This window comes from Catenuloplanes indicus, from assembly GCF_030813715.1.
In the GTDB taxonomy this organism is placed as follows: domain Bacteria; phylum Actinomycetota; class Actinomycetes; order Mycobacteriales; family Micromonosporaceae; genus Catenuloplanes; species Catenuloplanes indicus.
Genome location: NZ_JAUSUZ010000001.1, coordinates 6,206,010 through 6,232,414 on the forward strand (window position 1 = coordinate 6,206,010; position 26,405 = coordinate 6,232,414).

Sequence of the window (26,405 nt, forward strand, 5' to 3'; positions counted from 1 at the left end):
GAGGCACCCCCGTCATGACCAAGCACACGCTCTCCGTGCTCGTGGAGAACAAGCCGGGCGTCCTCGCGCGCGTTTCCGGCCTCTTCTCCCGCCGCGGGTTCAACATCGACTCGCTGGCGGTCGGCGAGACCGAGCACCCCGAGGTCTCCCGGATCACCATCGTGGTCAACGCGGACGAGTCGCCGCTGGAGCAGGTCACCAAGCAGCTCAACAAGCTGGTCAACGTGCTGAAGATCGTGGAGCTGGACCCGGCCGCCGCGGTGCAGCGCGAGCTGCTCCTGGTCAAGGTGCGCGCCGACCGTACGGTCCGGTCCCAGGTCCTCGAGACGGCGAACCTGTTCCGGGCCCGCGTGGTGGACGTCGCACCGGACACCCTCACGATCGAGGCGACCGGCACGGCGGACAAGCTGGACGCGTTGCTGCGCGACCTGGAGCCGTTCGGCATCAAGGAGATGGTGCAGTCCGGGATGGTGGCGATCGGCCGCGGGTCGCGCTCCATCACCACCGGTCCCGCACTGCGCGCCGCATAAGAGCCAACACATCAAAGAACCGGCTTCGGCCGTACGAAAGGGAAGTCATGCCTGTCACGGTCTACTACGACGACGACGCCGACCTGTCGATCATCCAGGGCAAGAAGGTCGCGGTCCTCGGCTACGGCAGCCAGGGTCACGCCCACTCGCTGTCCCTGCGGGACTCGGGCGTCGAGGTCGTCATCGGTCTGCCGGAGGGCTCGAAGAGCCGCCCGAAGGTCGAGGAGCAGGGCCTGAAGGTGCTGACCCCGGCCGAGGCGTCCGCCTGGGCCGACGTGATCATGGTGCTCGCCCCCGACACCGTGCAGCGCACGCTCTACACCGAGTCGATCGCGCCGAACCTGACCGCCGGCAAGGCGCTGTTCTTCGGCCACGGACTGAACATCCGCTTCGAGCTGATCAAGCCGCCGGCCGACGTGGACGTGGCGATGGTCGCGCCGAAGGGCCCGGGCCACCTGGTCCGCCGCCAGTACGTGGACGGCAAGGGCGTCCCGGCGCTGGTCGCGGTGGAGCAGGACGCGTCCGGCGGCGCGCTGGCGCTGGCGCTCTCCTACGCGAAGGCGATCGGTGGCACCCGCGCCGGCGTCATCGAGACCACGTTCAAGGAGGAGACCGAGACCGACCTGTTCGGCGAGCAGGCGGTGCTCTGCGGTGGCGCGGCCGCGCTGGTGCAGACCGGTTTCGAGGTGCTCACCGAGGCGGGTTACGCGCCGGAGATCGCCTACTTCGAGTGCCTGCACGAGCTGAAGCTGATCGTCGACCTGATGTACGAGGGCGGCATCGCGCGCATGCGGTACAGCGTCTCGGACACGGCCGAGTTCGGTGACTACACCCGCGGCCCGCGCGTGATCAACGCGTCGGTCAAGGAGGAGATGAAGAAGATCCTCTCCGAGATCCAGTCCGGTCAGTTCACCCGTGAGCTGATCGAGGACGACGACGCGGGCCGCCCGGCGTTCACCAAGTACCGCGAGCAGGGTGCGGCGCACCCGATCGAGGTCACCGGCAAGAAGCTGCGCGACATGATGAGCTGGGTGGACCGGCCGATCACCGAGACCGCCTGACCGTCCGTGTGAAAGCGCGCCGGGCATCCCGGCGCGCTTTTCAATGCCCGGCGCTCCGGGTAAGGACCCGGCCATGCGGCTGGAGCAGCACCTTCGACATGAGCGCTTCGGCGCGGTCCGCATCCACGAACTGCAGCGCGTGGTGGAGCTGGACTCGGGCCGGCACGCGCCCGGCCCGTCCGGCGGCACCGAGGTGGTGGCGGACGAGGAGATCCGCGCGGTCATGCGCGAGCTGGTCGTCGTCGTGCCGTGCATGGACGAGCCGCGCCGGGTGATCGAGGGCGTGCTCGCCGGCATTCCGCACGACTGCCTGATCGTGCTGGTCTCGCACAGCGCGCGCCACCGGTACGCGGCCGAGGCCGGCAGCGTCGACGAGTTCTGCCGGCTCACCGGGCGTGCCGCCGTCGTGGTCCACCAGCGCGACCCCGGCCTGGCCGCCGCGATCAAGGCCGCCCGCCTGCCCGAGCTGCTCGACGACGACGGGCTGGTCCGCACCGGCAAGGGCGAGGCGCTGCTGATCGGCACCGCGATCGCCGCGATGAGCGGGCGTGCCTACGTGGGCTATGTGGACGCGGACAACCACGTGCCCGGCGCGGTCCACGAGTACGTGACCGCGTACGCGGCCGGGCTGCGCCTGGCCGGTGGCCCGTACGCGATGGTCCGGATCCCACGGCACCCGCGCCCGGTGGTCCGCGACGGCCGGCTCTTCCTCGACGTCCGTGGCGGCGGCGCCGAGGTCACCAACTACTTCCTGAACCGGGTGCTGGCCGCGCACACCGGGCTGGCCACCGAGGCGATCGCGACCGGCGACGCGGGCGAGCGTGCGCTCAGCCTGCCGCTCGCGCTGCGCCTGCGCGCGGCCGGTGGGCTGGCCGGTGAGGCGCACGAGTTCGCCGACCTGTTCGCGCAGTTCGGCCGGCCCGGTGCCGAGGCGGTTTCGGTGCTGCAGATCGAGATGCGCGACTCGCAGTCGCACGACGACGCGGGCGAGGAACGCGGGCCCGGCCGCTGGTCGGAGGCGCTCGGCGTGCTCTACCACGCCCCGGTGACGCCCCCGGCCGTACGCGCGGAGATCTTTGATTTCCTGGCCGGACGGGACGCGGAGCCCTCGCCGGGCTGGATCTACCCGCCGCTCGGGCAACTCGCGTTCGACCTGTTCAAGGACGTGCTGGTGCGCGAGGCCGGTACGTTCCGGGAGATCGACGGGCGGCCGGAGAAGGACGGCCCGATCCTGCCGAACCCGCTCGGCCTCGCGGTCGGGCGCGCGCCGGTGCCGGAGCTCGACGACGACCCTGTCCCGATTGACGCGGTCCTCGACTAACGATTTTTCGGCTCCCGCTATCGCGAAACGCGGGCGTAACCTCGCAGATCGGTATAGGTCGATCTTGTGAGGTGCCATGAGGCCCGTCGTGGTCGTCGCGGAGGAACTCGCCCCCGCGGCCCTGACCCAGCTCCGCCAGGACTTCGACGTGCGGCGGGTGGACGGCACCGACCGTGCCGCGCTGCTCGCCGCGCTCGCCGGTGCGGAGGCGGTGGTGATCCGCAGCGCCACCCGGATCGACGCGGAGGCGATCGCGGCCGGCCCGGCGCTGCGCGTGGTCGCCCGGGCCGGCGTCGGACTGGACAACGTCGACATCCCGGCCGCCACCGCGCACGGCGTCCTGGTGGTGAACGCGCCCACGTCCAACATCGTCTCCGCCGCGGAGCAGGCCGTGGCGCTGTTGCTGGCCGTGGCGCGGCACACCGCCAGCGCCAGCGCCGCGCTGAAGGCGGGGGAGTGGCGCCGGTCCCGGTACACCGGCGTCGAGGTGGCCGGCAAGACCGTCGGCGTGGTCGGGCTGGGCCGGATCGGCGTGCTGTTCGCGCAGCGGATGGCCGCGTTCGGCACCCGGCTGATCGCGTACGACCCGTACGTGCAGCCGGCCCGCGCGGCCCAGCTCGGCGTGCGGCTCGTCTCGCTCGAGGAGCTGCTCGGCGAGGCCGACTTCATCTCGGTGCACCTGCCGCGTACGCCGGAGACCGTCGGCCTGATCGGCGCGCGCGAGCTGACGCTGGTCAAACCGGGCGTACGGATCATCAACGCGGCCCGCGGCGGCCTGATCGACGAGCAGGCGCTGGCGGACGCGCTCGCCGAGGGCCGGGTCGCCGGTGCCGGCGTGGACGTCTACGCGAAGGAACCGTGCACGTCCTCGCCGCTCTTCGCGCACGAGAACGTGGTTGCCACGCCGCACCTCGGCGCGTCCACCGTGGAGGCACAGGACAAGGCCGGACTGGACGCGGCGCGCAGCGTACGGCTCGCGCTGCACGGTGAGTTCGTGCCGGACGCGGTGAACGTGCAGGCCGGTGGCGTGGTCGACGAGGAGGTGCGCCCGCTGCTGCCGTTGGCCGAGAAACTCGGCACGGTCTTCACCGCGATCGCCGGGACGCTGGCCGCGAGCGTGACCGTGGAGGTGCGCGGCCCGGTCGCCGCGCCGGAGGTGCTGCGGCTGGCCGTGATCAAGGGACTGTTCGCGACGATCACGGCGGAACGCGTCACGTACGTCAACGCGCCGATGCTGGCCGGGGCGCGCGGCCTGTTCATCGCGCTCGCCTCCGCGCGGCGCGAGCCGGCGGCGTCCGTCGAGGTGACGGTGCGCGGTGTGCTGCCGGACGGCCGGGCGCTGAGCGTGACCGGCACCGCGCGGGACGCCCTCAAAATCACCGAAGTGGACGGTTACGGCACCGAGCTGACCGCCGACGGCATTTTGCTCTTCTTCACGTACGTGGACCGCCCCGGCGTGGTCGGCACGGTCGGTTCGATCCTCGGCCGCGCCGGTGTGAACATCGCGGGCATGCAGGTGGCGCGGCGGGCGGCCGGTGGCGAGGCACTGATGACGCTGATGGTCGACTCGGCCGTCGGCGCGGACCTGCTCACCGCGGCCGCGGCGGCGATCGGCGCTGCCGCCGCGAGTGCGGCGGACCTGCGCGACGACGCCGTTACTGCGGGGGACGAGCCGTGGCCTGCGGCGGATAGACGGATCCGCCCTGAACGTCCAGAAGCATGAGATTGTGCGCGCCGGCCAGCTGCTCGATCAGCAGCAGCACCTCGTCCGGGCAGGTCTCCACCAGCTTCATCTCCACATGGTCCCGCGCCACGTGCAGCGGCTTCGCCACGAACGGGGAGGCGCCGCTGGCCACGCCCCGATCGGGATATCGGGCCGTCAGATCGGCGTAGAAGGCATTGATGCGCCGGTCGGGTGCACCCGCGGCGTGGATGCCCGCGACACACCTCTTATGACCGGCCGTCACGTCGGCAGGCTCACCGGTCCGGTCAAGCGCCCAGACCACCAGGTCGAAACTCACCGGGGAAGAATGCCATCCGTTCCCCCATCGGTCATCTCGGCCCCGACCGACACGCTGAGCCGCAATGCTTCCACCCGTTGACGGGCCTTGTCACGCGCACCGGCATCGCTATAGCGTATTTGATTGGTCACACAGGGCGATCGCCCGGCCGGGGCGGCCGTCCGTGGGGACCCGTCCTCGGGTGACGGTGTTCCCGGGTGCGGCCACCCGGGTGCGTTCTCCGCGACCTCGCCGGACCACCACCCGACACCGGCCGGCCCTCACATTCGTTGCCGAGCTTGTGAGGGCCCGCTGGAAGCCTCGCCGGCCTCCGCCCCGCTTTGCACCCCACCCGCCGTACCTCAGCTCCACCCGAATCCCCCGCCGCCCCGCGAACCCCTACGACCGCCCCGTGCGATCCAGTGCCCGATACCCGTCCGCCGTCGGGAACCACCCCAACCCCGTCGGACCCGCCGCATACAGCGCGATCGCATACCCGTTCGCCGCCGACAGTTCCGGCCCGATCACCGTGGTCAGCGCGAACCCGTCCGCCTGCTGCCCGGTATGCGGGTCGATCACATGGTCGTGACGGCCGGCCGCCCCCGTGGTGGCGACCGCGCCGGAGGTCAGCTCCAGCGTCTCGATCACGCGCCGCCCGTCGTACGGGTCACGCACCGCGATCCTCCACGGCCGCCCGGCCGGCGAGTGCCCGCGCACGGTGACGTCCGCGCCCGCGTGGATCGCGTAGTTCTCGATGCCCGCCGCCCGCAGCCGGGCCGCGGCGCGCTCCACCGACCAGCCCTTGACCAGCCCGCTCGGGTCGAACCCGCCGGGCACCGCCCACGCGTCGAACCAGCCGTCGGTGGCGGCGCGCATCAGGATGCAGCGGTCGACCAGGTCGGTGAGTGGCGCGTACAGGTCCGCGGAGATCTCGCCGCGGCGGAACCGGGAGACCAGGCTGCGCTCGCGCAGCGGGCCGAACGTGGTGTCGAGCGCGCGCAGCTCCGCGACCGCGTCGGCGAGCGCCTCGCCGGCGCCGCGTCGGTCCATCGCCGGTGGTGCGGTGAAGCAGAACGTGAACTGGTTCGCGCCGATCTGCACCTGGTGCCGGACGACGATGCCCGTGGCGGCCCGGACCCGCTCCGGCAGTACGACCGTGCTCATCGCGCTTCCCCCGTCGGTGACCAGGTGAACAACTGTGTCCACGACTCACCGTAAGCTCGCCGCCTGAACCCCGGATGGCCACCGGCTATTAGTTTCCTGTGTGTTACCGAACCGGAATGTGGGACGGCCGTACCGAGCATCGGGACAGAGGCGTAGGGTCGGCACAGTTCACGACGGTGTGGTGAGGAGTGCAGGCGTGGCACGGATCGCGGTGGTTGGCGGCGACGGCATCGGCCCGGAGGTCACCGCTCAGGCCGTCAAGGTCATCCAGGCCGTGCTCCCCGGTGTCGAGACCGTCGACTACGACCTCGGCGCGGCGCGCTACCACCGTACCGGCGAGGTTTTCCCCGAGGCGGTGAAGAGCGAGCTGGCCGGGTTCGACGCCATCCTGCTCGGCGCCGTCGGCGACCCGAGCGTGCCGCCGGGTGTGCTGGAGCGCGGCCTGCTGCTGAAGATGCGCTTCGACTTCGATCAGTACGTGAATCTTCGCCCCTCCAAGCTCTGGCCCGGCACCTCCGGCCCGCTCGGCGCGGTCAAGCCCGGCGAGATCGACTTCGTGGTCGTCCGCGAGGGCACCGAGGGCCTCTACGCCGGTGCCGGTGGCGTGCTGCACCGCGACACACCGGCCGAGGTCGCCACGGAGGAGAGCCTGAACACGCGGCACGGCGTCGAGCGGGTCATCCGCGACGCGTTCGCCCGCGCACAGCGCCGCGAGCGCCGCAAGGTCACGCTCGTGCACAAGACCAACGTGCTCACCCACGCCGGTGGGCTCTGGGCGCGCACCTTCGAGGCCGTCAAGGCCGACTTCCCGGACGTCACCACGGAATACCAGCACGTCGACGCGGCCGCCATGTTCATGGTCACCGCGCCCTCGCGCTACGACGTGGTGGTCACCGACAACCTCTTCGGTGACATCCTCACCGACATCGCGGCGGCCGTCACCGGCGGCATCGGGCTTGCGGCCAGCGGCTGCATCAACCCGGAGCGCCGCTTCCCGTCCATGTTCGAGCCGGTGCACGGCTCGGCGCCGGACATCGCGGGCAAGGGCGTCGCCGACCCGGTCGCCGCCGTGCTCTCCGCGTCCCTGCTGCTCGACCACCTCGGGCACCCGGACGAGGCCGCGCGAGTAACCGAGGCGGTCGCCGGTGAGCTGGCCGCCCGCACTCCGGGGGCCCCGCTGCGCACCGCCGACGTCGGTGACCGGCTGGCCGCCGCTGCCTCCTGAGCGCGCACAGTTCCAGTCCGGTCGCACCCGCATCGAGCAGGGTCGTCCGGATGCCATTCCACGGCCCTGCGTATCCCCGTGAACGACCGTCCGGGGTAAGTTTCAGCAAACCGTGGATATGGAGGTTCCAGCGCTATGAGCGGTGGTGACAAGCTCGACTTCGAGATTCGCCCGAATGCCAACCCGGTAGCCGCCGCCGATCGCACCGCGCTCCTGGCGAACCCGGGCTTCGGTCGCATCTTCACCGATCACATGGTCACCGTGCGGTACGCGGAGGGCAAGGGCTGGTACGACGCCCGCGTCGAGGCCCGCGCGCCGATCCCGATGGACCCGGCCTCGGCCGTGCTGCACTACGCCCAGGAGATCTTCGAGGGCCTGAAGGCGTACCACACGGCCGACGGCGGCGTCTCGATGTTCCGCCCGGACGCGAACGCCCGCCGCTTCAACCTGTCCGCCGACCGGATGTCGATGCCCGCGCTGCCCGAGGCCGTGTTCCTCGACTCGCTGCGCGAGCTGATCACGATCGACCGGGACTGGATCCCCACCGGCGAGGACGGCAGCCTCTACCTGCGCCCGTTCATGTACGCCAGCGAGGTCTTCCTCGGCGTCCGCCCGGCTCGGGAATACCTCTACGTGGTCATCGCGTCCCCGGTCGGCGCGTACTTCTCCGGCGGCATCAAGCCGGTCACGGTCTGGGTCTCGCCGGACTACACGCGCGCGGCCCCCGGCGGCACCGGCGCGGCCAAGTGCGGCGGCAACTACGCGGCGTCGCTGGCCGCGCAGGCCGAGGCGATCGAGGCCGGCTGCGACCAGGTCGTGTTCCTGGACGCGGTCGAGCAGAAGTACATCGACGAGCTCGGCGGCATGAACATCTTCTTCGTGTTCGACGACGGCACGCTGGTCACGCCGCCGCTGACCGGCACGATCCTGCCCGGCATCACCCGCGAGTCGGTCATCACGCTGGCCCGCGACGCCGGCCACGAGGTGGTCGAGCGCCCGATCAGCTTCGACGAGTGGCGCGCGGGCGCCGAGTCCGGCCGGATCCGGGAGACGTTCGCCTGCGGCACCGCCGCGGTCATCACCCCGATCGGCGAGGCCCGCTTCCCGTCCGGCGCGTTCACGGTCGGCGGCGGCGCCTCCGGCGAGGTCACCATGTCGCTGCGCCAGCAGCTGGTCGACATCCAGCGCGGCTCCGCCCCGGACACCCACGGCTGGATCCACAAGATCGCCTGAGCCGTCCCGCGAGGGCGCTTCCCGTACCGTGGGAAGCGCCCTCGGGCTTTTGGTGACTATTGATCTTCCCGCTTCCGGCGGCCCGGGTTCCGCACGTTCCCGCGGGCACCGGTCCGGGGCGGGGGTCGGGGCGGCAGCTGGGCTCCCTGCACGATCCGTGGCCGCAAGGACAGCGCGGCTTCCGCGGGCCGCCGGTCTCCGCAGTGCCGCCCGGTCCCGGCAAGATCACCGCTGGTCGCGGGACCGCCGCCGGTCAGATCAGCATGCCGCCGGAGGCCTCGATGCGCTGCGCGGTGACCCAGCCGGTGTCGCCGGTCAGCATCGCGACCACCACGCCCGCGATGTCGTCGGGGCGGCCGATGCGCCCGCGCGCGGTCTGCGCGCCGATGTGCGCGCCGACCTGCTCGTCGAGCAGCAAGCCGCCGCCGAACTCGGTGGCCGTGGCGCCGATCGCGATCACGTTCGCCGAGATGCCGCGCGGCGCGACCTCCTTGGCCAGGTAGCGGGTGAAGACCTCGACCGCGCCCTTCATCGCGCCGTACGCGGAGTAGATGCCGTCACCGGTGAAGCGGGACAGGCCGGTGGAGAAGTTGATGATCCGGCCCTCGTCCGCGATCAGCGGCAGCAGCTTCTGGGTCAGGAAGAACGGGCCGCGGAAGTGCACCGCGAAGACCTCGTCCACCAGCTCCACCGTGGTGTCCGCGATCGTCGCGCCCGGTCCCGTACCGGCGTTGTTGAGCAGGAAGTCGAAGGAGTCGCGTCCCCAGGTCTCGCGCAGCGCGTCGCGGACCTCGCCGGCGAACGCGTCGAACGACGAGACCTCGCGGGTGTCCAGCGGGATCGCGGTCGCGGTCCGGCCGAGACCGCGCACCGACGCGAGGACGTCCTCGATCGCGTCCTTCGCGTGCGTGCGGTAGGTCAGGATCAGATCGACGCCGGCCTCGGCCAGCGCGAGCGCGTAGGCGCGGCCGAGACCGCGGTTGGCGCCGGTGATCAGCGCGATTTTCGACATGGTGGTCCCTTCCTGGGGGTGGTGACAGGGAAGATTCAGAAGCGCTGGTCGCCGATCACCGACAGCAGTTCGAGCTTCTCGTGGCTCGCGCTGCCCGGCACCGCGGTGAACACCAGCAGCGTCTGGGATTGGCCGGGGTCGACCAGGGTCTGGCAGTGCACCTCGATCACGCCGAGTTCCGGATGCACGATCCGCTTGGCGTTCAGATGCGTGGCCGTGACGTCGTGCGCGGCCCAGATGTCGCGGAACTCGTCGCTCACCGCCAGCAGCTCGTCGACGATCTCCGCGGCACGCGACGACCGGCCGTCCCGGACGTACGCGTGCCGCAGCTGCGCCGCGAACACTCGCCCGTGCAGCGGGTGGTCCTCGACCGGGTAGACGCGCCGGTACTCCGGGTCGGTGAACCAGCGGTAGACCGTGACCCGCGCCCGCCCGGTCCACCGTGAGTCGTCACCGAGCAGCGCGATCGCGGGCCGGGTCTGCAGCAGCGTCTCGCCCAGCTCGTTGAGGACGATCGCCGGTGTGTCCGCCAGCCGGTCCACGATCCGCATCAGCCCGGGCGCGACGTGGTCGGAGTGCACGGTCCGGCGCGGCGTCGCGTGCCCGGCCAGCCGGAACAGGTGGTCCCGCTCGTCCAGCGAGAGCCGCATGCCCCGGGAGATCGCGGCCAGCATGTCCTCCGACGGCAACGGCCCGCGCTGCTGCTCGATCCGCGCGTAGTAGTCCGCCGACATCCCGCAGAGCGCCGCCACCTCCTCCCGCCGCAACCCACCGGTCCGCCGTCGCGGCCCGCGCTGCAACCCGACGTCCTCCGGTTGCAGCGCCTCCCGCCGGGTCCGCAGAAAGTCAGCCAGCTGCGCGCGATCCGTCATGCCTCCAGCTTGGCCCGTCCCCCACCCCGGATGAAGGACTCACGTATCCACGGACTACCTGTCTGTGGATATCCCCCTGCCGGCACTCACCCGGCGCCGCGCGGTCAGGCGCTGAGGAGGTGGGTGCGCATGGCGGTGACGGTGGCCGGGGTGACGCCGGCGTGCAGGGCGTAGGCCTCGACGGAGCCGTACTTCTCGCGCAGCTCGGACAGGAAGGTGGCGATCGTCTCCGGCTCGGAGCCGAAGAACGGCGTGGGGTACGCGCCGCTGCCGGCCCAGCTCGACTGCACGTGCGCGGAGAAGCGAGCCGTGGCCTCGGTGCTCAGCGCGTAGTCGGCGATGATGTCGTCGTCGGAGACACCGAGCAGGCCGAGCGTGAGCGCGATCGTGATGCCGGTGCGGTCCTTGCCGGCCACGCAGTGGACGACCACCGGCGCGGACGACTCGGCGCCGATCAGCGTGAGCGCGGCGGCCCAGCCGGCCGCGCCGGTCTCGGCCATGTCGCGGTAGCGGTCGGCCATCCAGCGCGCGTTCGTCAGCCCGCTGCCCTCGAACGGCGTGTCCTCCCACTCCGCGTGCTCCGGGTGGATGTGGTGGTAGTCGAGCCCGAAGTGCTCGGGCACTCGGCCGTCCCGGGCGATCTCGTGCGGGCGGCGGAGATCGATCACGGATCGCACGCCCAGCTCGCGGAACGCGGCCTCGTCCGCCGCGTCCAGCCGGTGCAGCGAGTCGGACCGGAAGAGCCGGCGCCAGCGGACCGTGCGGCCGTCCAGCCCGGGGTAGCCGCCGACGTCGCGGAAGTTGAAGGTGGCCGAGAACGGAAGGTTACGGGTCATCTCCACTCGGCGAAGAATAACGGCCGGTGGAGCTGCAGCTCCACCGGCCGTTCGTTGATCACTGACCGCCGTCACGCGTGTGGCGGCGCGATCTGACTCGGCGTGGTGTACGAGTCGCCGTAGTAACTACCGATCTTGTCGCGGTAGACCGGGTCACCGTGCCGTTCCTCGTCGAACTCCGGAGCAGACTTGATCTGGTCCTTCGTGCGGTCCACGTAGACCTTGTGGTCGTCGTGGTCCACGTTGTTGACGACGCCGGCCGGCAGCAGGACCTTCTTACCGAAGATCCACGGCCCGGTGTCGACGACCAGGTAGCCGGCGCCGACCTCGGTGGAGGCGGAGTCGACCTTGCCGATGTGACCGTCGGTGGCCTCGACCTTGTACCCGGCCAGGGCTGCACCGCTCACGCCGGAGTCCGCGCGGTAGTCCCACGCGGACCAGCCCGCGGGCCGGCTCTGCGCGAGGCCCGCCGGGTCCGGCGTCCGGAAGGTGTCCTGCGACTCGTACGGAGTCTGAGGTGTAGGGCCAGTCATGATGGCTTTCCTCCTCTGGATAGACCCTCGTGCTCTGTCATCCATCGACATACCCGAGTCCGCCCGGAACTAACCGGCCGCGTCCAGCGTGACCGCGGCCGCGTGCACCACCGCGGCGATCCGCAGCGCCTCGTGCACCGCGGCGGCGTCCAGTCCCGCCCGGCGTACCCCCTGGTCATGGTTCTGCAGACAGACGGCGCAGCCGGCGATCGCGGAGACCGCGAGGCACCACAGCTCGAAGTCGGCCCGGGTGACGCCGGCGGCCGCGAGCACCGGCGAGGTGATCGTCCGCATGCGCAGGCCGGCCGGGTGGCGCTCACCGCCGATCATGTGCTGCGCGCGGTAGAAGACGTTGTTCATCGCCATGATCGAGGCGGCCGCGCGCGCCTGCTCGACCGCGGGTGCGGGCAGCCGGACGGACGCCTCGGCCGCGAACGCCCGGATCACGTCCGGCTGCCGGGCCGCGATCGCGCACGCGAGCGCCGCACCCCACGCCTGCGCGTCGGTCAGCGGCGTCTCCAGCAGCGCCCGGCCGAGATTCACCCGAAGATCATCGGCGTACGGCGGAAGTGATTCCCGCAGCTCAGACAGATTCACCCTGAACGTCCGTCCCGGATTGTGGGTTTCTGCCACCGAGGAGTGGACAACGGTGGCAAGCTTCAACTCGTGACTTCCCTGATTATTGGCACCTAGCGCACCGGCATCCCCTCGCCGAGTGCGCAGACCTCCCGCGACCGCGGGGGGTCTTTTTGTTGGTCCAATAGAAACCAGACGAAGAAGGTATCGCCATGGATTACCAGGTGTTCGACACGACGCTCCGCGACGGCGCACAGCGCGAGGGGATCAGCTTCTCGGTCGCGGACAAGCTCGCGGTCGCCCGGCTGCTCGACGAGTTCGGCGTCGGCTTCATCGAGGGCGGCTGGCCGGGCGCGATGCCCAAGGACACCGAGTTCTTCCGCCGGGCCCGCACCGAGCTGGACCTCAAGCACGCGCAGCTGGTCGCGTTCGGCGCCACCCGCAAGGCCGGCACCGACGTCGCGGTGGACCCGCAGATCGCGGCGCTGCTCGACTCCGAGGCGCCGGTCGTCTGCCTGGTCGCGAAGTCCGACATCCGGCACGTCGAGCGCGCGCTGCGCACCACCGGCGACGAGAACCTGGCGATGGTCCGGGACAGCGTCGCGCACTTCCGCGCGCACGGCCGCCGCGTCTTCGTCGACTGCGAGCACTTCTTCGACGGCTTCCGCTTCGACCCGGACTACACCGCGTCCGTGGTCCGCGCCGCGCTGGACGCCGGTGCCGAGCGGGTGGTCATGTGCGACACGAACGGCGGCATGCTCCCGTCCCGGATCACCGCCGCCATCGAGGACCTCACGGCGCGGCTCGGCATCGAGGCCGACCGGCTCGGCATCCACTGCCAGAACGACACCTCCTGCGCGGTCGCGAACACGATCGCCGCGGTCGAGGCCGGTGTGCGGCACTTCCAGTGCACCGCCAACGGCTACGGCGAGCGCCCCGGCAACGCGGACCTGTTCGCCGTCGTCAGCAACCTGCAGCTCAAGCTCGGGCTCCCGGTCCTACCGGACGGGTGCCTGGAGAAGGCGGTGCGCGTCGCGCACGGCATCGCCGAGATCGCCAACATCGCCCCCGACACCCACCAGGCCTACGTCGGGGCCGCGGCCTTCGCCCACAAGGCGGGACTGCACGCGAGCGCGATCAAGGTCGACCCGGTGCTCTACAACCACGTGGATCCCGCGGTCGTCGGCAACGACATGCGCATTCTGGTGACCGAGATGGCCGGCCGGGCCAGCATCGAGCTCAAGGCCAAGGAGCTCGGTGTCGACCTGGCCGGTCAGCCGGAGGCGCTGTCCCGGGTCACCAAGCGGGTCAAGGAGCTGGAGGCGGACGGCTGGAGCTTCGAGGCCGCGGACGCGTCGTTCGAGCTGCTGGTCCGCTCCGAGCTGCCGGGCGCCGAGCCGGTCCGGCCGTTCGCGCTCGAGTCGTACCGGGTGATCGTCGAACACCGGGAGGACGGTGCGGTCGTCTCCGAGGCCACGGTCAAGGTCCGGGTCGGTGAGCAGCGGGTGATCGCCACCGCCGAGGGCAACGGCCCGGTCAACGCGCTGGACGAGGCGCTGCGGCAGTCGCTGTCCGCGCACTACCCGGCGCTGGCCACGTTCGAGCTGGCCGACTACAAGGTCCGCATCCTGGAGGGTTCGCACGGCACGTCCGCGGTCACCCGCGTGCTGGTCGGCACGAAGGCGGCGGTGGACGACGGCTGGACCACGGTCGGCGTGCACGAGAACGTCGTCGAGGCGTCCTGGCACGCGCTCGTCGACGCGCTCACCTACGGCGTCGACCACGCGGTCTGAAAAAACCCTTCACAAGCGGATTTTCCCGCTTCCGGCGTGGCCGGCTTCCGAGTGCTCCCGCGGGCACCGGTCAGGCGGGTGGCCGGCTTGGAACCCACGCGGCTCCCGCCGAGGTCCGGCGGGAGCCGCGTCGCACGTCCCGGCGCTATTGCGGGCGCGGGAGCCGGAGCGTGGCGAAGACCGGGCGGTGGTCGGAGCCGGGGAGGCGCAGCACCTCCAGCGACTCGACCCGGATCCGCCGGTCGGCCAGCACGTGGTCGAGCTGGACCGGCGGGATCGGGCTGCCGTCGTACGGCCCCCAGGTGCCGAGCAGGCCCCGGCCGGTCGCGTCCGCCGCGTCCCGGTAGCCGGAGGCGACCAGCGCGCGCAGCGGCGAGTGGTCCAGCGTGGAGTTGAAGTCGCCGAGCAGCAGCCGCACCGGGCCGTCCGGCGTGGCGCGGGGCAGGTTGCCGAGGTCGGTGCGCCAGTCGTCCAGCACCGGCATGCCCCACGGCGCCATCGGGTGCACCGACTCCGCCAGCACCGGCGCCGCACCCGGCACGTTCACCGTCCCGTACGCCTGGGTGAACTGCGACGAGTGCACGCGCACGCCCACGTCGGTGAGCGGATAGCGGGAGTAGAGCGCGGACCCGGCCGCCGAGTCGATCGCGTGCAGCTGCCGGTACGGCAACTCCCCGGCCAGCCCGCGCGCGTCCAGCGCGGCACCGACCGCGCCGGTGAACTCCTGGATCGCCAGCACGTCCACGTCATGCTCGCGGACCAGCGCGATCAGCGCGTCCGGCTGCGCGCCGCCGCCCAGCACGTTCGCGGTCAGCACGCGCAGCACCGGTCCCTCGGCCGCGCCCCGGTCCGCGTCCGGCACCGCGCGGGGCAGCACCATCGCGGTCAGCGCGACCGCGGCCAGCACGGCGAGCACGGCCGGTGCCCACCGGCGCAGCACCAGCGTGACCAGCGCGACGACGAGCGCGGCCCCGGTGACGTACGGCGTGAACGCGATCAGCTGAATCGCCGGCCCGTAGTCCAGCCCCGCCCCGCGCACCAGCGCCCACACCGCGAACGGCCCCGCCGCCACCCAGCACACCACGCTCAACGGCCGCCGGCTGCGCCGCGAAAGATCCACACTCACGCCGGGGACGCTATCGGCATCCCCGTTCGCCTCGCCAGAAAATGCCGTGTGCGTCATCCGACGCAACACCCGCACCGCCCACTCACGTCGGCCCCCGCTCAGCCGGCCGGCAGCGTCAGCGTCGCGGAGACCGCGTGGTGGTCGGAGCCGGGCAGCTCGTGCACCGCGAAGCCGTCCACCGCGATCCGGCGGTCGGCCAGCACATGATCCAGCGCGACCGGCGGCACCAGCATTCCGTTGTACGGTCCCCACGTCCCCACCAGCCCGAGCCCGCGGGCCGCCGCCGCGTCCCGGTACCCGGTCGCCAGCAGCTCGCGTAGCGGCGCGTGGTCGAGCGTCGCGTTGAAATCGCCGAGCAGCAGCCGCGGCGGACCGTCCGGCGTGGCCGCCGGAACCATGGCCAGGTCCCGGCGCCAGGCGCCGGCCATCCGGACGCTCCACGGCGCCATCGGATGTACCGACTCCACCATCAGCGGCATCCCGCCCGGGACGGTGACGGTCGCGTACGACGCGGAATGCCCCCGGTACGGCGGCACCGACGACGGCGACGGGTACCGGCGGGTGCCGCCGCCGGTCAGTGGTGACCGCGAGTAGAGACCGGATCCGCCGGTTCCCGCCTCCGGATTCGCCTCACGGTAGGGCAGCTCCGCGCCGATCCCGCCGGCCCGCAGCGCCGCGTCCAGCTCCGGCGTGTGCTCCTGCAACGCCAGCACGTCCACCCGCAGCTCGCGGACCAGGCCGAGGATCGCGGCCGGGTCGGCGTTGCCGCCGAGCACGTTCATGCTGAGCACCCGGATCCGTGGACCGGCGACCGCGGGCCGCGCGTCCGGGATCACCCGCGGCACGACCAGCGCGATCAGCACCGCACCGACGGCCAGCGCGGCCACGGCCGGGAGCCGGCGGCGGAGCAGCGCCGCGACCAGCGCGACCACCGGCGCGCCGGCCGCCACGTACGGCGTGAACGCCAGCAACTGCACGAACGGCCCGTGATCGAGCCCGAGCCCGCGCACCACCGCCCAGGCGGCGAGCACGGCGGCGGCGAGCCAGGCGACGACGGTGATCCACATGTGCCCGGACGGTAGCGGAAACCGTCAGCCGGCCAGCGCGCGGACGCGGGCCACCAGGTCGGCCAGCGCGAACGGCTTGACCAGGAACGCGGCCTCGCCCAGCCGCTGGTCAGCGCCGGGGCGCGCGGTCAGGAACAGCACCGCGGGCGCCGGGTCGGAGGCGCGCATCTCGTCCGCCGCGTCGAAACCGCTCTTGCCGGGCATCGCCACGTCCAGCACCACCACGTCCGGGTGCGTGGTCGCGGCCGCCCGGACGGCGCGCACGCCGTCCGGCGCGGTGACGACCTCGAAACCGGCCGCCCGGAGCGTCATCGACAGCAACTGCCGTACCTTCGCGTCGTCATCAGCCACAAGGACCCGCCCGGCCCTCTCCCCGCCCATGCCCGGACCCTGCCAAACCAGGCTGCGCTTGTGGTGAAGCCATGCTGTGAGACGTCTGTGAGCCACCCGCCAATAGGGTGGGAACCGGACACGGCCCCCACCCTTCGGGTGATTCAGGCGTCGACGACCTCACCCAGACCGGTGGCGACCAGGTCGTCGCGGATCAGCGCCGCGTCGCCCTCGACCACCATGGTCAGACCGTCCGGGTGCAGGTGCGTGGCCGCGGCCGCGGACACCTCGTCCACGGTCGCGGACAGCAGCGACTCGCGCAGCCGCGGGTAGTAGTCGTCCGGCAGCCCGTGCACGACCAGCGTGGTCAGCGCGCCCGCGATCGCGCCCGGCGTCTGCATCTCCACCGACAGCTGACCGGCCCGCCAGGCGCGCGCCACGGCCAGCTCGTCCTCGGTGACGCCGCCGGACCGCGTACGTGTCATCTCGCCGATCGTGTCGACCAGCGCCGGTGCGGTGAACTTCGTCTGCACGCCCGCGCTGATCAGCAGCCGGCCGAAGCGCCGGGCCAGCCCGAAGTCGCCGCGGATACCGTACGTGTAACCGCGCACCTCCCGGATCAGGTGGTTGAGCCGGGACGTGAACGCGCCACCGAGCACCGTGCCGGTCAGCGTCATCGGCACGTAGTCCGGGTGCGCCCGGTGCGGTGCCCGGTGGCCCAGCCGCAGCGTGGACTGCACCGACCCGGGCCGGTCCACCAGCAGGATCTTCCGCTCGCCGGGGATCGGCACGTCCAGCGGCCCGTCCGTGTCCAGAGTGGCCGGTTCGGTGCCGGCGAACGCGATCGTGGCCAGCGCGTCCAGGTCCAGCACGTCCAGGTCGCCGACCACGATCAGCACGCCGGGCCGGGTCAGCCAGCCGCGGTGGAACGCGAGCACGTCGTCCACGGAGACGGCCGCGACCGACTCCGGGTCGCCGTGCAGCGGCCGGCCGTACCGGGTGTGCGCACCGAACAGCGCGGCCCGCAGCGCCGCGTCCGCGCGCGGGCCGGGCGAGGCCCAGTCCATCTTCAGGCCGGTGACCTCGTCGTCGCGCACCCGCAGCACGTCCTCCGGGCGCAGCGCGGGCGTACGGGCCGCCTCCGCGACCAGTTCGAGCGCGCGCGGCAGCAGGTGCGCGGGCGCGGACGTGCCGACCAGGAACGTGTCCCAGTCGGCCGAGGTGGACAGCTCCGCGCCGAGCCCCTCCAGCGCCAGCGCGTAGCCGGTCGCGTCCCGCGCCGCGGTGCCCTCCTCCAGCGCCTTCGCCACCACGGACGCGAGACCCTCGCGGCCGGCCGGCTCGTGCCCGGCGCCGCCGTCCAGCAGCAGCGTCGCCACGGAGAGCGCCTGACCGGGCAGGTGCGCGGCGATCACCCGGCCACCGGCGACGTCCCGCCGGACGATCCGCGGGAACGCGTACGGCCGGGGCGCGCCGGTGCCGGGACGTTCGGAAACCAGCGTCACTTGTCGTTCTCCTCTGCAGAATCCGATGCGGTCTCCGATGCGGTCTCCGGCGACGGCAGGTAGACCAGCGTGACCCGGCTCCGCGCGGTCAGCGTCGCCGCGGCCGCGGCGAGTTCGTCCCGCGTGACGGAGAGCCAGGACGGCAGCTGGTCTCCGGTCCGCGCCGGGTCGCCGAGCTGCGTGGCGTACCGCCCGAGCAGGTCGGAGCGACCGCCCGCGGTCGAGACCTGCCGCCACCACTGCGTGGTGAGCAGCGCCTTGGCCCGCTCGATCTCCTCGTCCGTGATGTCACCGGCGGCCAGCTCGTCCAGCACGCCGGTCAGGCCGGCCTCCAGCGCGTCCGGGTCCACGCCGTCCTTGGCCGTCGCCGAGATGATCAGCGGCGCGGGCGCGTAGGCGAGGTCCACCCCGTACGCGCCGATGTTGTCCGGCTGGGCCAGCCGGGCCTCGTCCACCAGCTTCCGGTAGAGGCGGCTGCCCCGGCCGTTGCCGAGGATCCCGGCCAGCACGGTCACCACGTCGTACTCCCGGGTGCCGAACGGCGCGGTCCGGTGCGACAGGTAGAAGCGCGGCGCCGGTACGTCCGCGTGCACGACCTCGCGGGCCGGCTCGGGCAGGCCGCCGGGAAGCGCGGAGTCCGGCGGCGGGGGGACCTCGCCGGACTCGATCGCGCCGAAGTATTTCTCCGCGTACGCGAAGACCTCGGCCGCGGTGGTGTCGCCGACCACGGTCAGCACCGCGTTGTTCGGCCGGTAGTAGGTGGTGTGGAACGCCTGGAACGTGGCCAGGTCCGCCGCGTTCAGGTCCGCCATCGACCCGATCGTGGAGTGGTGGTACGGGTGCCCGGCCGGGTACAGCAGCGGCAGCAGGCGCAGCCACGCGTCACCGTACGGCACGTTCTCGTACCGCTGGCGCCGTTCGTTCTTCACCACCTCGCGCTGGTTGTCCAGCGTCTCCTGGGTGAGCGCGGGCACCAGCCCGCCCATCCGGTCGGCCTCCAGCCAGAGCGCCAGCTCCAGGTGCTCGGCCGGCACGGTCTCGAAGTAGTTGGTCCGGTCCGGGTTCGTGGTCGCGTTGAGCGAGCCGCCGGAACCCTGGATCAGCTTCATGTGCTCGGTCTTCGCCACGTGCGCGGACCCCTCGAACATCAGGTGCTCGAAGAGGTGCGCGAAGCCGGTCTGGCCGTCCGGTTCGTGGCGCGATCCGACGTCGTACCAGAGGTTCACGGCCACGACGGGCGCGGACCGGTCCTCGCTGACCACCACTCGCAGACCGTTGTCCAGCGTGGTGGTCTCGATGGGCCACGGAAACCCGGTGGTGGTCCCACCGGGCGCGTTTGCAGACGGCACGCAGCCTCCCTCTCAAGTCGGGGCAGGCTTCCCAGTATTCACCGCCGCCGCGCGAACGAGGGGCCAACCGCCGGGGGTACGCGCAGGGCGTACCCCCTCGGCGGTTCGTCGGGCGTCTGGGTCAGCAGGGCTGCCACTTGATCTGGAAGACGGTGGTGAACTTCCCGTCCGTGGTGTCGTGCGAGATGCTGCTCTCCTGCTTCTTCGCCTCCTTCGTCGTCGCCTTGACGCCGAGGTCGAGCTTGGCGTTGAGGTTGGCCGCGGAGCCGCAGGGGTGCGGGTCGAGCTTGACGGTCTTCAGCACGTCGCTGAAACTCCACGCGCCGTTGAACGGACCCCAGATGTTGCTCTCCGCGTACCCGGTCTGCGACTCGCCGGTCCAGTAGTAGGCCGCCCGCTGGTACGCGTACGCGCCCTTCACCACGTCCGCCGAGCCGCGGTGGGTGATGTCCACGATGGTGTAGGTGAAGCCGGGCGGGACGTCGACGTCGATGACCACCTGGCAGAACTTCTTCTGGTCGGGAGGCGTCGAGCCCGGGCCGGTCCAGGCGAAGAACTTGTCGTAGATGACCGAGAACCGGTTGTCGCCCGCGATGTCCACGGTCGTGGACCCGGCCGGGCAGCCCGATCCGCCGGCCTTCACGACCTGCACCTTGAACTGGTCCGGTCCGGCCGGTGCCGCGCTCGCGGCCGGTGCCGGGAGTGCGCCGAGCATGGTGAGTGAGAGCCCGGTAGCGAGAATCGCCTTGCGCATTGTGCTTTTCCAATCAGCTGTCCGCCGCGTCAAACGTGGCGGATAAGACGGTTTTCCAGACGAGTGTCAGCAGGGTTTCCAGGACACCCGGTAAGTGGACGGCGCATTTCCCGCGCCGCCGGCGGTCATGGTGCTGGTCCGGCGCCGATCGGCACCGGGCCGGGCCGACACCTCGGCCTTGATGTTGAGGTGTGCGCTCAAGCCGCAGGGCGCCCAGCCGAGCGGCTTGAGGCCGATCGTGTCGGCGGTCGTCCACGCGGTGTTACGCGGTCCGGTCAGGGTCTTGCTGTGCATCCCGGTCTTCGGCTCGCCGGTCCAGTAGTAGCTGAACCTGGCCGTGCCGACCGCGCCGCCGGCCAGCTGCGCGCGCCCGCTCTGCTCGACCCTGCTGAGCGTCCAGGTCCAGCCCCGGGCCGCGCGAACGGCCACCGTGACCTGGCAGAACTTGGTCCGGTCGAAGATCTGCGCCGGTCCGCCGGCCCGTGCGGTGATGCCCGGGTGCCGGATCGTGAACACGGTCGGATCCGCCGTTCCCTGTGCCGTGGCCATCGGGCGCCCCGGGCACCCGGAGCCGGCCACCGACACCACCTTCGCGGAGACTGCCCCTGGCGGTCGTGATGCGGCCCGCTCGGTGGCGAGGCCGGCCTCCGGCCCCCCGAGCAGCAGGGCTGACGCAGCCCCGACTGCCGCAATTGTGGAAATCATTGGAATTCCCCCTCGGCCTTCATGACGGATACATTTCTATCTGCATCATGAAGACAATTGACGCACCGCACTGAATCGCGCCGGTGCCACTGGGGAAAACCTAGAATCCGCCTTATCGGCGGACTGAGCGAATTCGCGGAAATTGGCCCTTCGGTTTTTTCTCGGTGAATCCCGCACACCCGCACCGCTGGTGTGCTAGGAGCATCCGGGGGTACGGCGCCGGCGTACCCCGGTCGTCAGATGCGGCCGTGGCCGGCGCCGGCGCGGGCAGCGAGGCGGGCGCGTCCGGTGTGTACGAGTCGTACGTGGACGGTTCGACCACGGTGTTGTAGACGTGCACCGGCTCGCCGAACCGGACCCGCGGGTGACGCTGGCGGCCGTGGTCGAACCAGTTGTGATGAATGCTGACCCGCAGGTGGCCCACGTCGGTGCCGGCCGCGCCGTCCGAGTGGCTGATCAGCATGCTCTTGTCCGAGTGGTCGAAGTGGTTCCAGGAGACCGTGACGAGGCCGGCGCCGTTCACCCGGACGATCAGCGGGCCGGCGGTGTCGATGTACGCCAGGAACTGGTCCGCGTTCGTCGCGGTGACGGTGGGCCCGCGCCGCCGGTGGTGCCGGTGCCGAGCGCGGCGAACCCGGTGGGTGCGGTGTCGGCGGCGTGTGCGGAGCCGGGGAACGCGGCGGCCGGGAGCACGGCGGCGAGCGGGGTGGCCGCGGCGGCGGTGAGAAGGGTGCGGCGTCGCATGGTCTGCCTTTCGACGGGTGACGGCGGCCCGGCGGTACGGCCGGGCCGGTCCTCGGGTGGCAGACCCCTCGGTGTCCTGGAGCGCGTCGTTACGCGCGTCAATGCATAGACGTAAACTGATTCGTCCGCATTTACCGCGCGGTGTGTGCACATTAGACGCGTGTTCACGTGAATCGCGTTTCGCCGCGGCACCGCCGTACCCGAGCATCGTGGGCGCAATCGATCCCACGTCGTATCGGGAGTGCGGACCGGCTGGTGCGATTTCATGTCCATCGAACTCGGGACGGGGGAGTCGTGTGGCGCCTGGTGGGCCCGAACAACCGCGTCGTCGCCGTCTCGCCGGGCGATTTCGCCGATGCCGATGCCGCCGTCGCGGCCGCTCGGCTCGTGCGTGACCGGGCCGCCGGCGGCCTGGTCGCCGTACAGTTGAACACCTCCCGTCAATGGTCCTGGTCGGTCACGGACGGTGAACTCGGGCTGCTCGCCGTCTCGGCGCACGGCTACGAGCGCCGGGCCACCTGCGAGACGGCGGTCCGGCGGTTCACCGACGGCGCCGCGACGGCCCGGATCGATCAGGTGATCGGCCGCCGCGGCAGATTCTGGCGCCCCTAGATCCCCCCGGCGCCCGCGCCCGCGGCCGCTGAAGCCGACGCGGCCCGGGCCGTCAGCTCCGTGTCAATCGATGCGAAAACTGTCGTACCCCGGTGTTTGACTGCGGGCATGATTGTTGTGCTGGGGCCCGGCGGCACGGTCGGGCGACGTGTGACGGCGCGGCTGCGCGCCACCGGAGCCGAGGTGCGGCCGGTCTCCCGGTCCACCCCGGTCCGCTTCGACTGGTCCGCGCCGGAGACCTGGGCGCCCGCGCTCACCGGCGGTTCCGCGCTGTTCCTGATGGCGCCGGACGGCGTGCCCGTCGACCCGGAGCTGATCGCGCTGGCCGCCCGCACCGGCCTGCGCCGGATCGTGCTGCTGTCCAGCCGTGCGATCGACGTGATGGGCGACGGCCGGCTGCTCGACGCGGAGCGCGCCGTGCGCGACGGCGGCCTCGAGTGGTCCATCGTGCGCGCCGACTGGTTCGACCAGAACTTCGACGAGGGCTTCCTGCGCCCCGCGGTCGAGGCCGGCACGGTCGCGATCCCGGTCGGCGGCGTGCGGCAGACGTTCGCCGACGCGGGCGACATCGCGGCCGTCGCGGTCGCGGCGCTCACCGGCGACGGTCACGCCGGCGCGACCCACGAGGTCACCGGCCCGGAGGCGCTGACCTTCGGCGAGGCCTGCGCGATCGTCGGCGCCGCCGCCGGCCGCCAGGTGCACTTCGACGGTACGACGGAGGCCTACCGGGCCGCGATGACGTCGTTCGGCGTCCCGGAGCCACAGATCGCGCGTGACGTCGCCGCGTTCGCCGCACTGGCCGCCGCCGGCGACTCGACCCCGCTGGACACGGTGGAGCGGCTCACCGGCCGCCCACCCAGACGATTCGCCGACTACGCCGCGGCGGCCGCATGGTGACTTGAGCCCCGGCGCGGCCGGAGCGGTGGCCGGCCCGGCGGCAGGATCCCTCCGCATGACCGACCGGCTTCGGCAGACTTCTCGGCGCGGCCGTGCGGGCTCGGTGCGGCCGGCGGCGCCGGTGTCCGGATCGGGTGGCTGCCCGGCCGAGCCGCCTCCACCCGACATCTCGTCATGTAGCAGCCGGTTCGGCCTGGTCGGCGGTTCGCGGTCAGGCCGGCGTGGTTCCGGACATGGTCATGCGGTCGGCGGCCGCCGGCCGGGGGAGTGCGTCGATCGCCGCGATCAGCCGGGCCCGCAGCGGCCGGGCGCGCTCGGCGAACGCGCGCTGCTCCGCCACGTACTCCGCGCGGCCCTCCGGCGTCTCGATCAGCACCGGCGGGTAGCCCAGGCCGGCCAGGTCGTACGGGCTGGCCCGCATGTCCAGGCCGCGGATGTCGCAGGCCAGCGCGAACGCGTCCGCCACCAGCTCCGACTCCACCAGCGGCCCCAGCTTGTACGCCCACTTGTAGAGGTCCATGTTCGCGTGCAGGCACCCCGGCTGCTCCAGCTCGGTCTGCCGTTCCCGGCTCGGCTGCAGCACGTTCAGCGGCCGGGCCGGCCCGGTGAAGAACCGGAACGCGTCGAAGTGACTGCACCGCACGCCGCGCTCCTCCACCAGCGCCGCGGTCGCGTCCGGCGAGAGGCGCAGCGGCCACGCGTTGTGCCGCACCTCCTCCTGCGTCTGCCGGTAGACCATCGCCCACTCGTGCATCCCGAAGCAGCCGAACTGCCCGGCCCGACCCGCGGTCGCGGCCAGCAGCCCGCGGATCCACGCCACCGACCCGGCGCGCTTCGCCAGCACCGCGTCGTCATCCGTGACCGGCCCGTTCTCCAGCGTCACGCCGTACCCCGGATGCCACCGCCGCAGCTGCGCGGGCCGGTGCGAGTAGTACGAGAACGGGATTTACAAGATCACCAACGTTCTCGTACGTTTGTGACCTGGGGAGATGGAGGCGTCATGGCTGAGCTTATCGGCGTGATACGTCAGTCGAGCACCGGTGAGGACTCGATCAGCGAGGTGATCCAGAAGACCGGAATCCTCGCGTGGGCAGAGCGAAACGGCCACACGATCGCGGACTGGGCGATCGACCTGAACACCTCCGGCTCGGTGAGCCCGTGGGACCGGCGCGGCTTCAAGCCGTTCCTGACGCATCGCGCGCAGGAGCACCAGGGCTTCGTGGCCTGGCGAGTCGACCGGTTCGCCCGCAAGGCGCTGAGCATCCACCGGTTGATCGAGTGGTGCGCCGAGCACCGGAAGTCGATGCACTCGACGAACGAGAACATCGACCCGTCGACGCCGGACGGCAAGCGGTTCCTCCAGATGATCGCGATGGTGGCGGAGTGGGAACTCGACGCCATCATCGAGCGCAACCAGGGCACCAAGGCCACGCTCCGGAAGTCGCCACGGTGGCCCGGCGGTCGGGTGCCCTACGGCTACGTAGCCGTTCCGAATCCGGATGAGCCGGGCCTGACGCTGGCGATCGACGAGGAGCCGGCCGCCGTCGTGCGCGACATCTTCAAGCGCGTCATAGCCGGGGAGACGGTCAGCGCGATACGGGACGACCTCAACGCCCAGGGCGTCCTCTCGCCCGCCAACTTTTACCGCAAGCGCCAGGGCAAGCCGCTCCGCGACGAGGTGTGGGGCTCGAAGACCATCTTCAACCTCATCCGCGAGCGCACGGTGCTCGGCCAGAAGGTCCACGACCCGAACTGGCGCAACGACGGCTCCAACGCCCTCACGCGGCGGGGCGGCGCGAGCAAAGCCGTCCGTGGAGGCGACGGCAACCCGATCCAGCAGGGTCCGCCGCTGGTCTCATACTCGGACTGGACCAAGGCCCGCAAGGCTGTCGACGACGCTGCCCGCCCGCCGGCCAAGCGGCACCCGCTCTACCTGCTCGCCGGTGTGCTCCGTTGTATGACCTGCAACTACTCCATGAGCGCCCAGACCAACGACACCGACAAGAAGCCGAGGCGCTACTACCGCTGCTCGGCATACTCACGCGGCCGAGTGTGCGACGCGAAGCTCGTCCGCGCCGAGGGCGTCGAAGCGGCTTTCGAGGAGTCCTTCCTCAGCCGCTACGGCGACCAGGAGGTCGAGGACTACGTCTGGCAGGAGGGCCAGGACCACTCCGACCGCATCGCCGAGATCGACGAGACCTTGGAAGAGCTGGCGGAGGACCGCCGCTGCGGCCTGTATCGAGGGGCCGAAGGCTCGGCGAAGTATCGCGCCATGTATGCCTCGCTGGAGGAGGAGAGAGCGCAGCTCGTGACGCTACCGGTGGAGATTTCCGGCTACGTGAGGCGCGGCACCGGCACGACCTACCGCGAACGCTGGACAAGCAGCAACATCGAGGAGCGCAATGCCCTGCTCGTCGAGCATCAGATCCGGGGAGAAGTGCGACGTGTAGGCGGAGGCCCCGGTTTCGAGCTTGAGATCTACGTCGGTGGTCCGGAAGCTTGACCGCGCTCGTTCCGCATCAAGGTTCGCCTGCATAACGCTGCCGGATGCAGTCTTGCTGGAACGAAAAGTGCACAACGATGATGTGTCCGCTGAATCGTCGAGGCGTCGTGAACTGTTAACCCTGTTCGCCATGCTCGAAGCGGGCGGAGCGGGCGCGCGTCAGGGCAGCTCCAACAGAGGGATGTGGTTGGAGGCGGGCTTCGTCACCCGACATCGTAGCCGTCTTGCACAGTTCCTCCATGAGGAAGGCAGGTTTGAATGAATCCATCTGGTCGGGCTGGAAGAACACTCCGCGACCGAAGGTCATCAACACCCAATCTGGGTCGAACGACTCCACGCCCGGCGTAAAGAAGGCCGAGCCGATGATCGCTAGGTTCGCAACCCTTGTGAAGGCCGTGAAGGTGGTCGCTCCGGTGCTTACGGGTATGTCCCCGAGAAGGAGGAGCCCGGGAGTCACAGTGATGTCCGGAGCCCGCGGCAACTCGACAGCGGCGCGGACCAGCACCTTGAGTTCCGTTGGACGCAGCGAGCCCTTCACTTCTACCCAGGTGTCAAGCTCCGGCAGGTAGAAGTCGGGCAGGTACTTCACCCCATTCGACAGTCGGTAGCCCTCAGGTTCGTAGCGCCACTCGATGCCGAGGTGGTCGAAGAACACCG

26 protein-coding genes and 2 pseudogenes are annotated in these 26,405 nt (G+C 71.4%); 10 read left to right on the forward strand and 18 right to left on the reverse strand.

Going from position 1 to position 26,405, the window contains the following annotated elements; all coding sequences use genetic code 11:
* Nucleotides 1-14: 14 nt before the first annotated feature.
* The 4 genes and pseudogenes from ilvN to serA form a co-directional block, all read left to right on the forward strand.
* Nucleotides 15-530 (forward strand): acetolactate synthase small subunit, encoded by a 516-nt coding sequence (gene ilvN / locus J2S42_RS28120; RefSeq protein WP_307243853.1) that lies wholly within the window; start codon nt 15-17, stop codon nt 528-530.
* 47 nt (nt 531-577) lie between these two features.
* A complete protein-coding gene (ilvC, locus tag J2S42_RS28125; protein WP_307243856.1) occupies nt 578-1,591 on the forward strand; it encodes a ketol-acid reductoisomerase in 1,014 nt (337 codons plus the stop codon).
* Nucleotides 1,592-1,664: 73 nt separating this feature from the next.
* Complete coding sequence (locus J2S42_RS28130; RefSeq protein WP_307243858.1) at nt 1,665-2,912, forward strand: mannosyl-3-phosphoglycerate synthase; 1,248 nt, start codon at nt 1,665-1,667, stop codon at nt 2,910-2,912.
* A 76-nt stretch (nt 2,913-2,988) separates the two neighbouring features.
* A pseudogene (gene serA / locus J2S42_RS28135) lies at nt 2,989-4,563 on the forward strand (phosphoglycerate dehydrogenase); the annotation flags it as partial.
* Between the two features lie 4 nt (nt 4,564-4,567).
* Here serA and J2S42_RS28140 read toward each other — a convergent pair.
* Together J2S42_RS28140 and J2S42_RS28145 are read right to left on the reverse strand one after the other, a co-directional pair.
* Nucleotides 4,568-4,933 carry a hypothetical protein gene (locus J2S42_RS28140; protein WP_307243861.1) on the reverse strand — a complete coding sequence of 122 codons (366 nt, stop codon included), beginning with the start codon at nt 4,931-4,933 and terminating at the stop codon, nt 4,568-4,570.
* Between the two features lie 378 nt (nt 4,934-5,311).
* Nucleotides 5,312-6,076, reverse strand: coding sequence for an FAD:protein FMN transferase (locus J2S42_RS28145; RefSeq protein ID WP_307243863.1), 765 nt, complete (start codon nt 6,074-6,076; stop codon nt 5,312-5,314).
* 196 nt (nt 6,077-6,272) lie between these two features.
* On the opposite strand from J2S42_RS28145, the gene J2S42_RS28150 reads away from it, so the two are divergent.
* Together J2S42_RS28150 and J2S42_RS28155 are read left to right on the forward strand one after the other, a co-directional pair.
* Entirely contained in the window at nt 6,273-7,301 is a 1,029-nt protein-coding gene (locus tag J2S42_RS28150) for a 3-isopropylmalate dehydrogenase (RefSeq protein ID WP_307243865.1), read from the forward strand.
* Between the two features lie 135 nt (nt 7,302-7,436).
* Nucleotides 7,437-8,534: a branched-chain amino acid aminotransferase gene (locus J2S42_RS28155; RefSeq protein ID WP_307243866.1), complete on the forward strand. Its 1,098-nt coding sequence runs from the start codon at nt 7,437-7,439 to the stop codon at nt 8,532-8,534.
* Between the two features lie 253 nt (nt 8,535-8,787).
* On the opposite strand, the gene J2S42_RS28160 is transcribed toward J2S42_RS28155, so the two are convergent.
* The 5 genes from J2S42_RS28160 to J2S42_RS28180 all read right to left on the reverse strand — a co-directional run bounded on the left by J2S42_RS28160 (nt 8,788) and on the right by J2S42_RS28180 (nt 12,330).
* On the reverse strand, nt 8,788-9,546 hold the full coding sequence (locus J2S42_RS28160; RefSeq protein WP_307243867.1) for an SDR family NAD(P)-dependent oxidoreductase: 759 nt from the start codon (nt 9,544-9,546) through the stop codon (nt 8,788-8,790).
* A 35-nt stretch (nt 9,547-9,581) separates the two neighbouring features.
* A complete protein-coding gene (locus J2S42_RS28165) occupies nt 9,582-10,418 on the reverse strand; it encodes a helix-turn-helix transcriptional regulator (RefSeq protein WP_307243869.1) in 837 nt (278 codons plus the stop codon).
* Between the two features lie 104 nt (nt 10,419-10,522).
* The gene (locus J2S42_RS28170; protein ID WP_307249077.1) at nt 10,523-11,254 is read right to left on the reverse strand and encodes a tyrosine-protein phosphatase; all 732 of its coding nucleotides are present in this window, start codon (nt 11,252-11,254) and stop codon (nt 10,523-10,525) included.
* A gap of 71 nt (nt 11,255-11,325) precedes the next feature.
* A complete protein-coding gene (locus J2S42_RS28175; protein WP_307243870.1) occupies nt 11,326-11,787 on the reverse strand; it encodes a PRC-barrel domain-containing protein in 462 nt (153 codons plus the stop codon).
* A 69-nt stretch (nt 11,788-11,856) separates the two neighbouring features.
* Nucleotides 11,857-12,330 carry a carboxymuconolactone decarboxylase family protein gene (locus J2S42_RS28180; protein WP_307243872.1) on the reverse strand — a complete coding sequence of 158 codons (474 nt, stop codon included), beginning with the start codon at nt 12,328-12,330 and terminating at the stop codon, nt 11,857-11,859.
* Between the two features lie 245 nt (nt 12,331-12,575).
* On the opposite strand from J2S42_RS28180, the gene cimA reads away from it, so the two are divergent.
* A complete protein-coding gene (gene cimA / locus J2S42_RS28185) occupies nt 12,576-14,156 on the forward strand; it encodes a citramalate synthase (protein WP_307243873.1) in 1,581 nt (526 codons plus the stop codon).
* A 145-nt stretch (nt 14,157-14,301) separates the two neighbouring features.
* Here cimA and J2S42_RS28190 read toward each other — a convergent pair whose 3' ends face one another.
* The 9 genes from J2S42_RS28190 to J2S42_RS28230 form a co-directional block, all read right to left on the reverse strand.
* On the reverse strand, nt 14,302-15,282 hold the full coding sequence (locus J2S42_RS28190) for an endonuclease/exonuclease/phosphatase family protein (RefSeq protein WP_370879276.1): 981 nt from the start codon (nt 15,280-15,282) through the stop codon (nt 14,302-14,304).
* Nucleotides 15,283-15,380: 98 nt separating this feature from the next.
* On the reverse strand, nt 15,381-16,349 hold the full coding sequence (locus J2S42_RS28195) for an endonuclease/exonuclease/phosphatase family protein (protein WP_307243875.1): 969 nt from the start codon (nt 16,347-16,349) through the stop codon (nt 15,381-15,383).
* A 24-nt stretch (nt 16,350-16,373) separates the two neighbouring features.
* Entirely contained in the window at nt 16,374-16,730 is a 357-nt protein-coding gene (locus J2S42_RS28200) for a response regulator transcription factor (RefSeq protein WP_307243877.1), read from the reverse strand.
* A 113-nt stretch (nt 16,731-16,843) separates the two neighbouring features.
* Nucleotides 16,844-18,184 (reverse strand): M16 family metallopeptidase, encoded by a 1,341-nt coding sequence (locus J2S42_RS28205; RefSeq protein WP_307243880.1) that lies wholly within the window; start codon nt 18,182-18,184, stop codon nt 16,844-16,846.
* On the reverse strand, nt 18,181-19,533 hold the full coding sequence (locus J2S42_RS28210; RefSeq protein ID WP_307243882.1) for a M16 family metallopeptidase: 1,353 nt from the start codon (nt 19,531-19,533) through the stop codon (nt 18,181-18,183). Before J2S42_RS28210 ends, J2S42_RS28205 begins: the two co-directional genes overlap by 4 nt.
* A 121-nt stretch (nt 19,534-19,654) precedes the next feature.
* Entirely contained in the window at nt 19,655-20,287 is a 633-nt protein-coding gene (locus J2S42_RS28215) for a DUF4360 domain-containing protein (RefSeq protein WP_307243884.1), read from the reverse strand.
* Nucleotides 20,288-20,353: 66 nt separating this feature from the next.
* Complete coding sequence (locus J2S42_RS28220; RefSeq protein ID WP_307243885.1) at nt 20,354-20,992, reverse strand: DUF4360 domain-containing protein; 639 nt, start codon at nt 20,990-20,992, stop codon at nt 20,354-20,356.
* 112 nt (nt 20,993-21,104) lie between these two features.
* On the reverse strand, nt 21,105-21,515 hold the full coding sequence (locus tag J2S42_RS28225) for a pectate lyase family protein (RefSeq protein ID WP_307243887.1): 411 nt from the start codon (nt 21,513-21,515) through the stop codon (nt 21,105-21,107).
* An 8-nt stretch (nt 21,516-21,523) separates the two neighbouring features.
* Complete coding sequence (locus J2S42_RS28230; RefSeq protein ID WP_307243889.1) at nt 21,524-21,736, reverse strand: hypothetical protein; 213 nt, start codon at nt 21,734-21,736, stop codon at nt 21,524-21,526.
* Nucleotides 21,737-22,030: 294 nt separating this feature from the next.
* Here J2S42_RS28230 and J2S42_RS28235 point away from each other — a divergent pair, with 294 nt between their 5' ends.
* Together J2S42_RS28235 and J2S42_RS28240 are read left to right on the forward strand one after the other, a co-directional pair.
* A complete protein-coding gene (locus J2S42_RS28235) occupies nt 22,031-22,348 on the forward strand; it encodes a hypothetical protein (protein ID WP_307243891.1) in 318 nt (105 codons plus the stop codon).
* Between the two features lie 108 nt (nt 22,349-22,456).
* On the forward strand, nt 22,457-23,245 hold the full coding sequence (locus J2S42_RS28240) for an SDR family oxidoreductase (RefSeq protein WP_307243894.1): 789 nt from the start codon (nt 22,457-22,459) through the stop codon (nt 23,243-23,245).
* Nucleotides 23,246-23,456: 211 nt separating this feature from the next.
* On the opposite strand, the pseudogene J2S42_RS28245 reads toward J2S42_RS28240, so the two are convergent.
* Nucleotides 23,457-24,101, reverse strand: a pseudogene (locus J2S42_RS28245) (3-methyladenine DNA glycosylase); the annotation flags it as partial.
* 144 nt (nt 24,102-24,245) lie between these two features.
* Between J2S42_RS28245 and J2S42_RS28250 the strand changes: the two are divergent.
* Nucleotides 24,246-25,748 (forward strand): recombinase family protein, encoded by a 1,503-nt coding sequence (locus J2S42_RS28250; protein WP_307243895.1) that lies wholly within the window; start codon nt 24,246-24,248, stop codon nt 25,746-25,748.
* Nucleotides 25,749-25,863: 115 nt separating this feature from the next.
* Here J2S42_RS28250 and J2S42_RS28255 read toward each other — a convergent pair whose 3' ends face one another.
* The gene (locus J2S42_RS28255; RefSeq protein ID WP_307243896.1) at nt 25,864-26,403 is read right to left on the reverse strand and encodes a PDDEXK family nuclease; all 540 of its coding nucleotides are present in this window, start codon (nt 26,401-26,403) and stop codon (nt 25,864-25,866) included.
* Between the last annotated feature and the right edge of the window lie 2 nt (nt 26,404-26,405).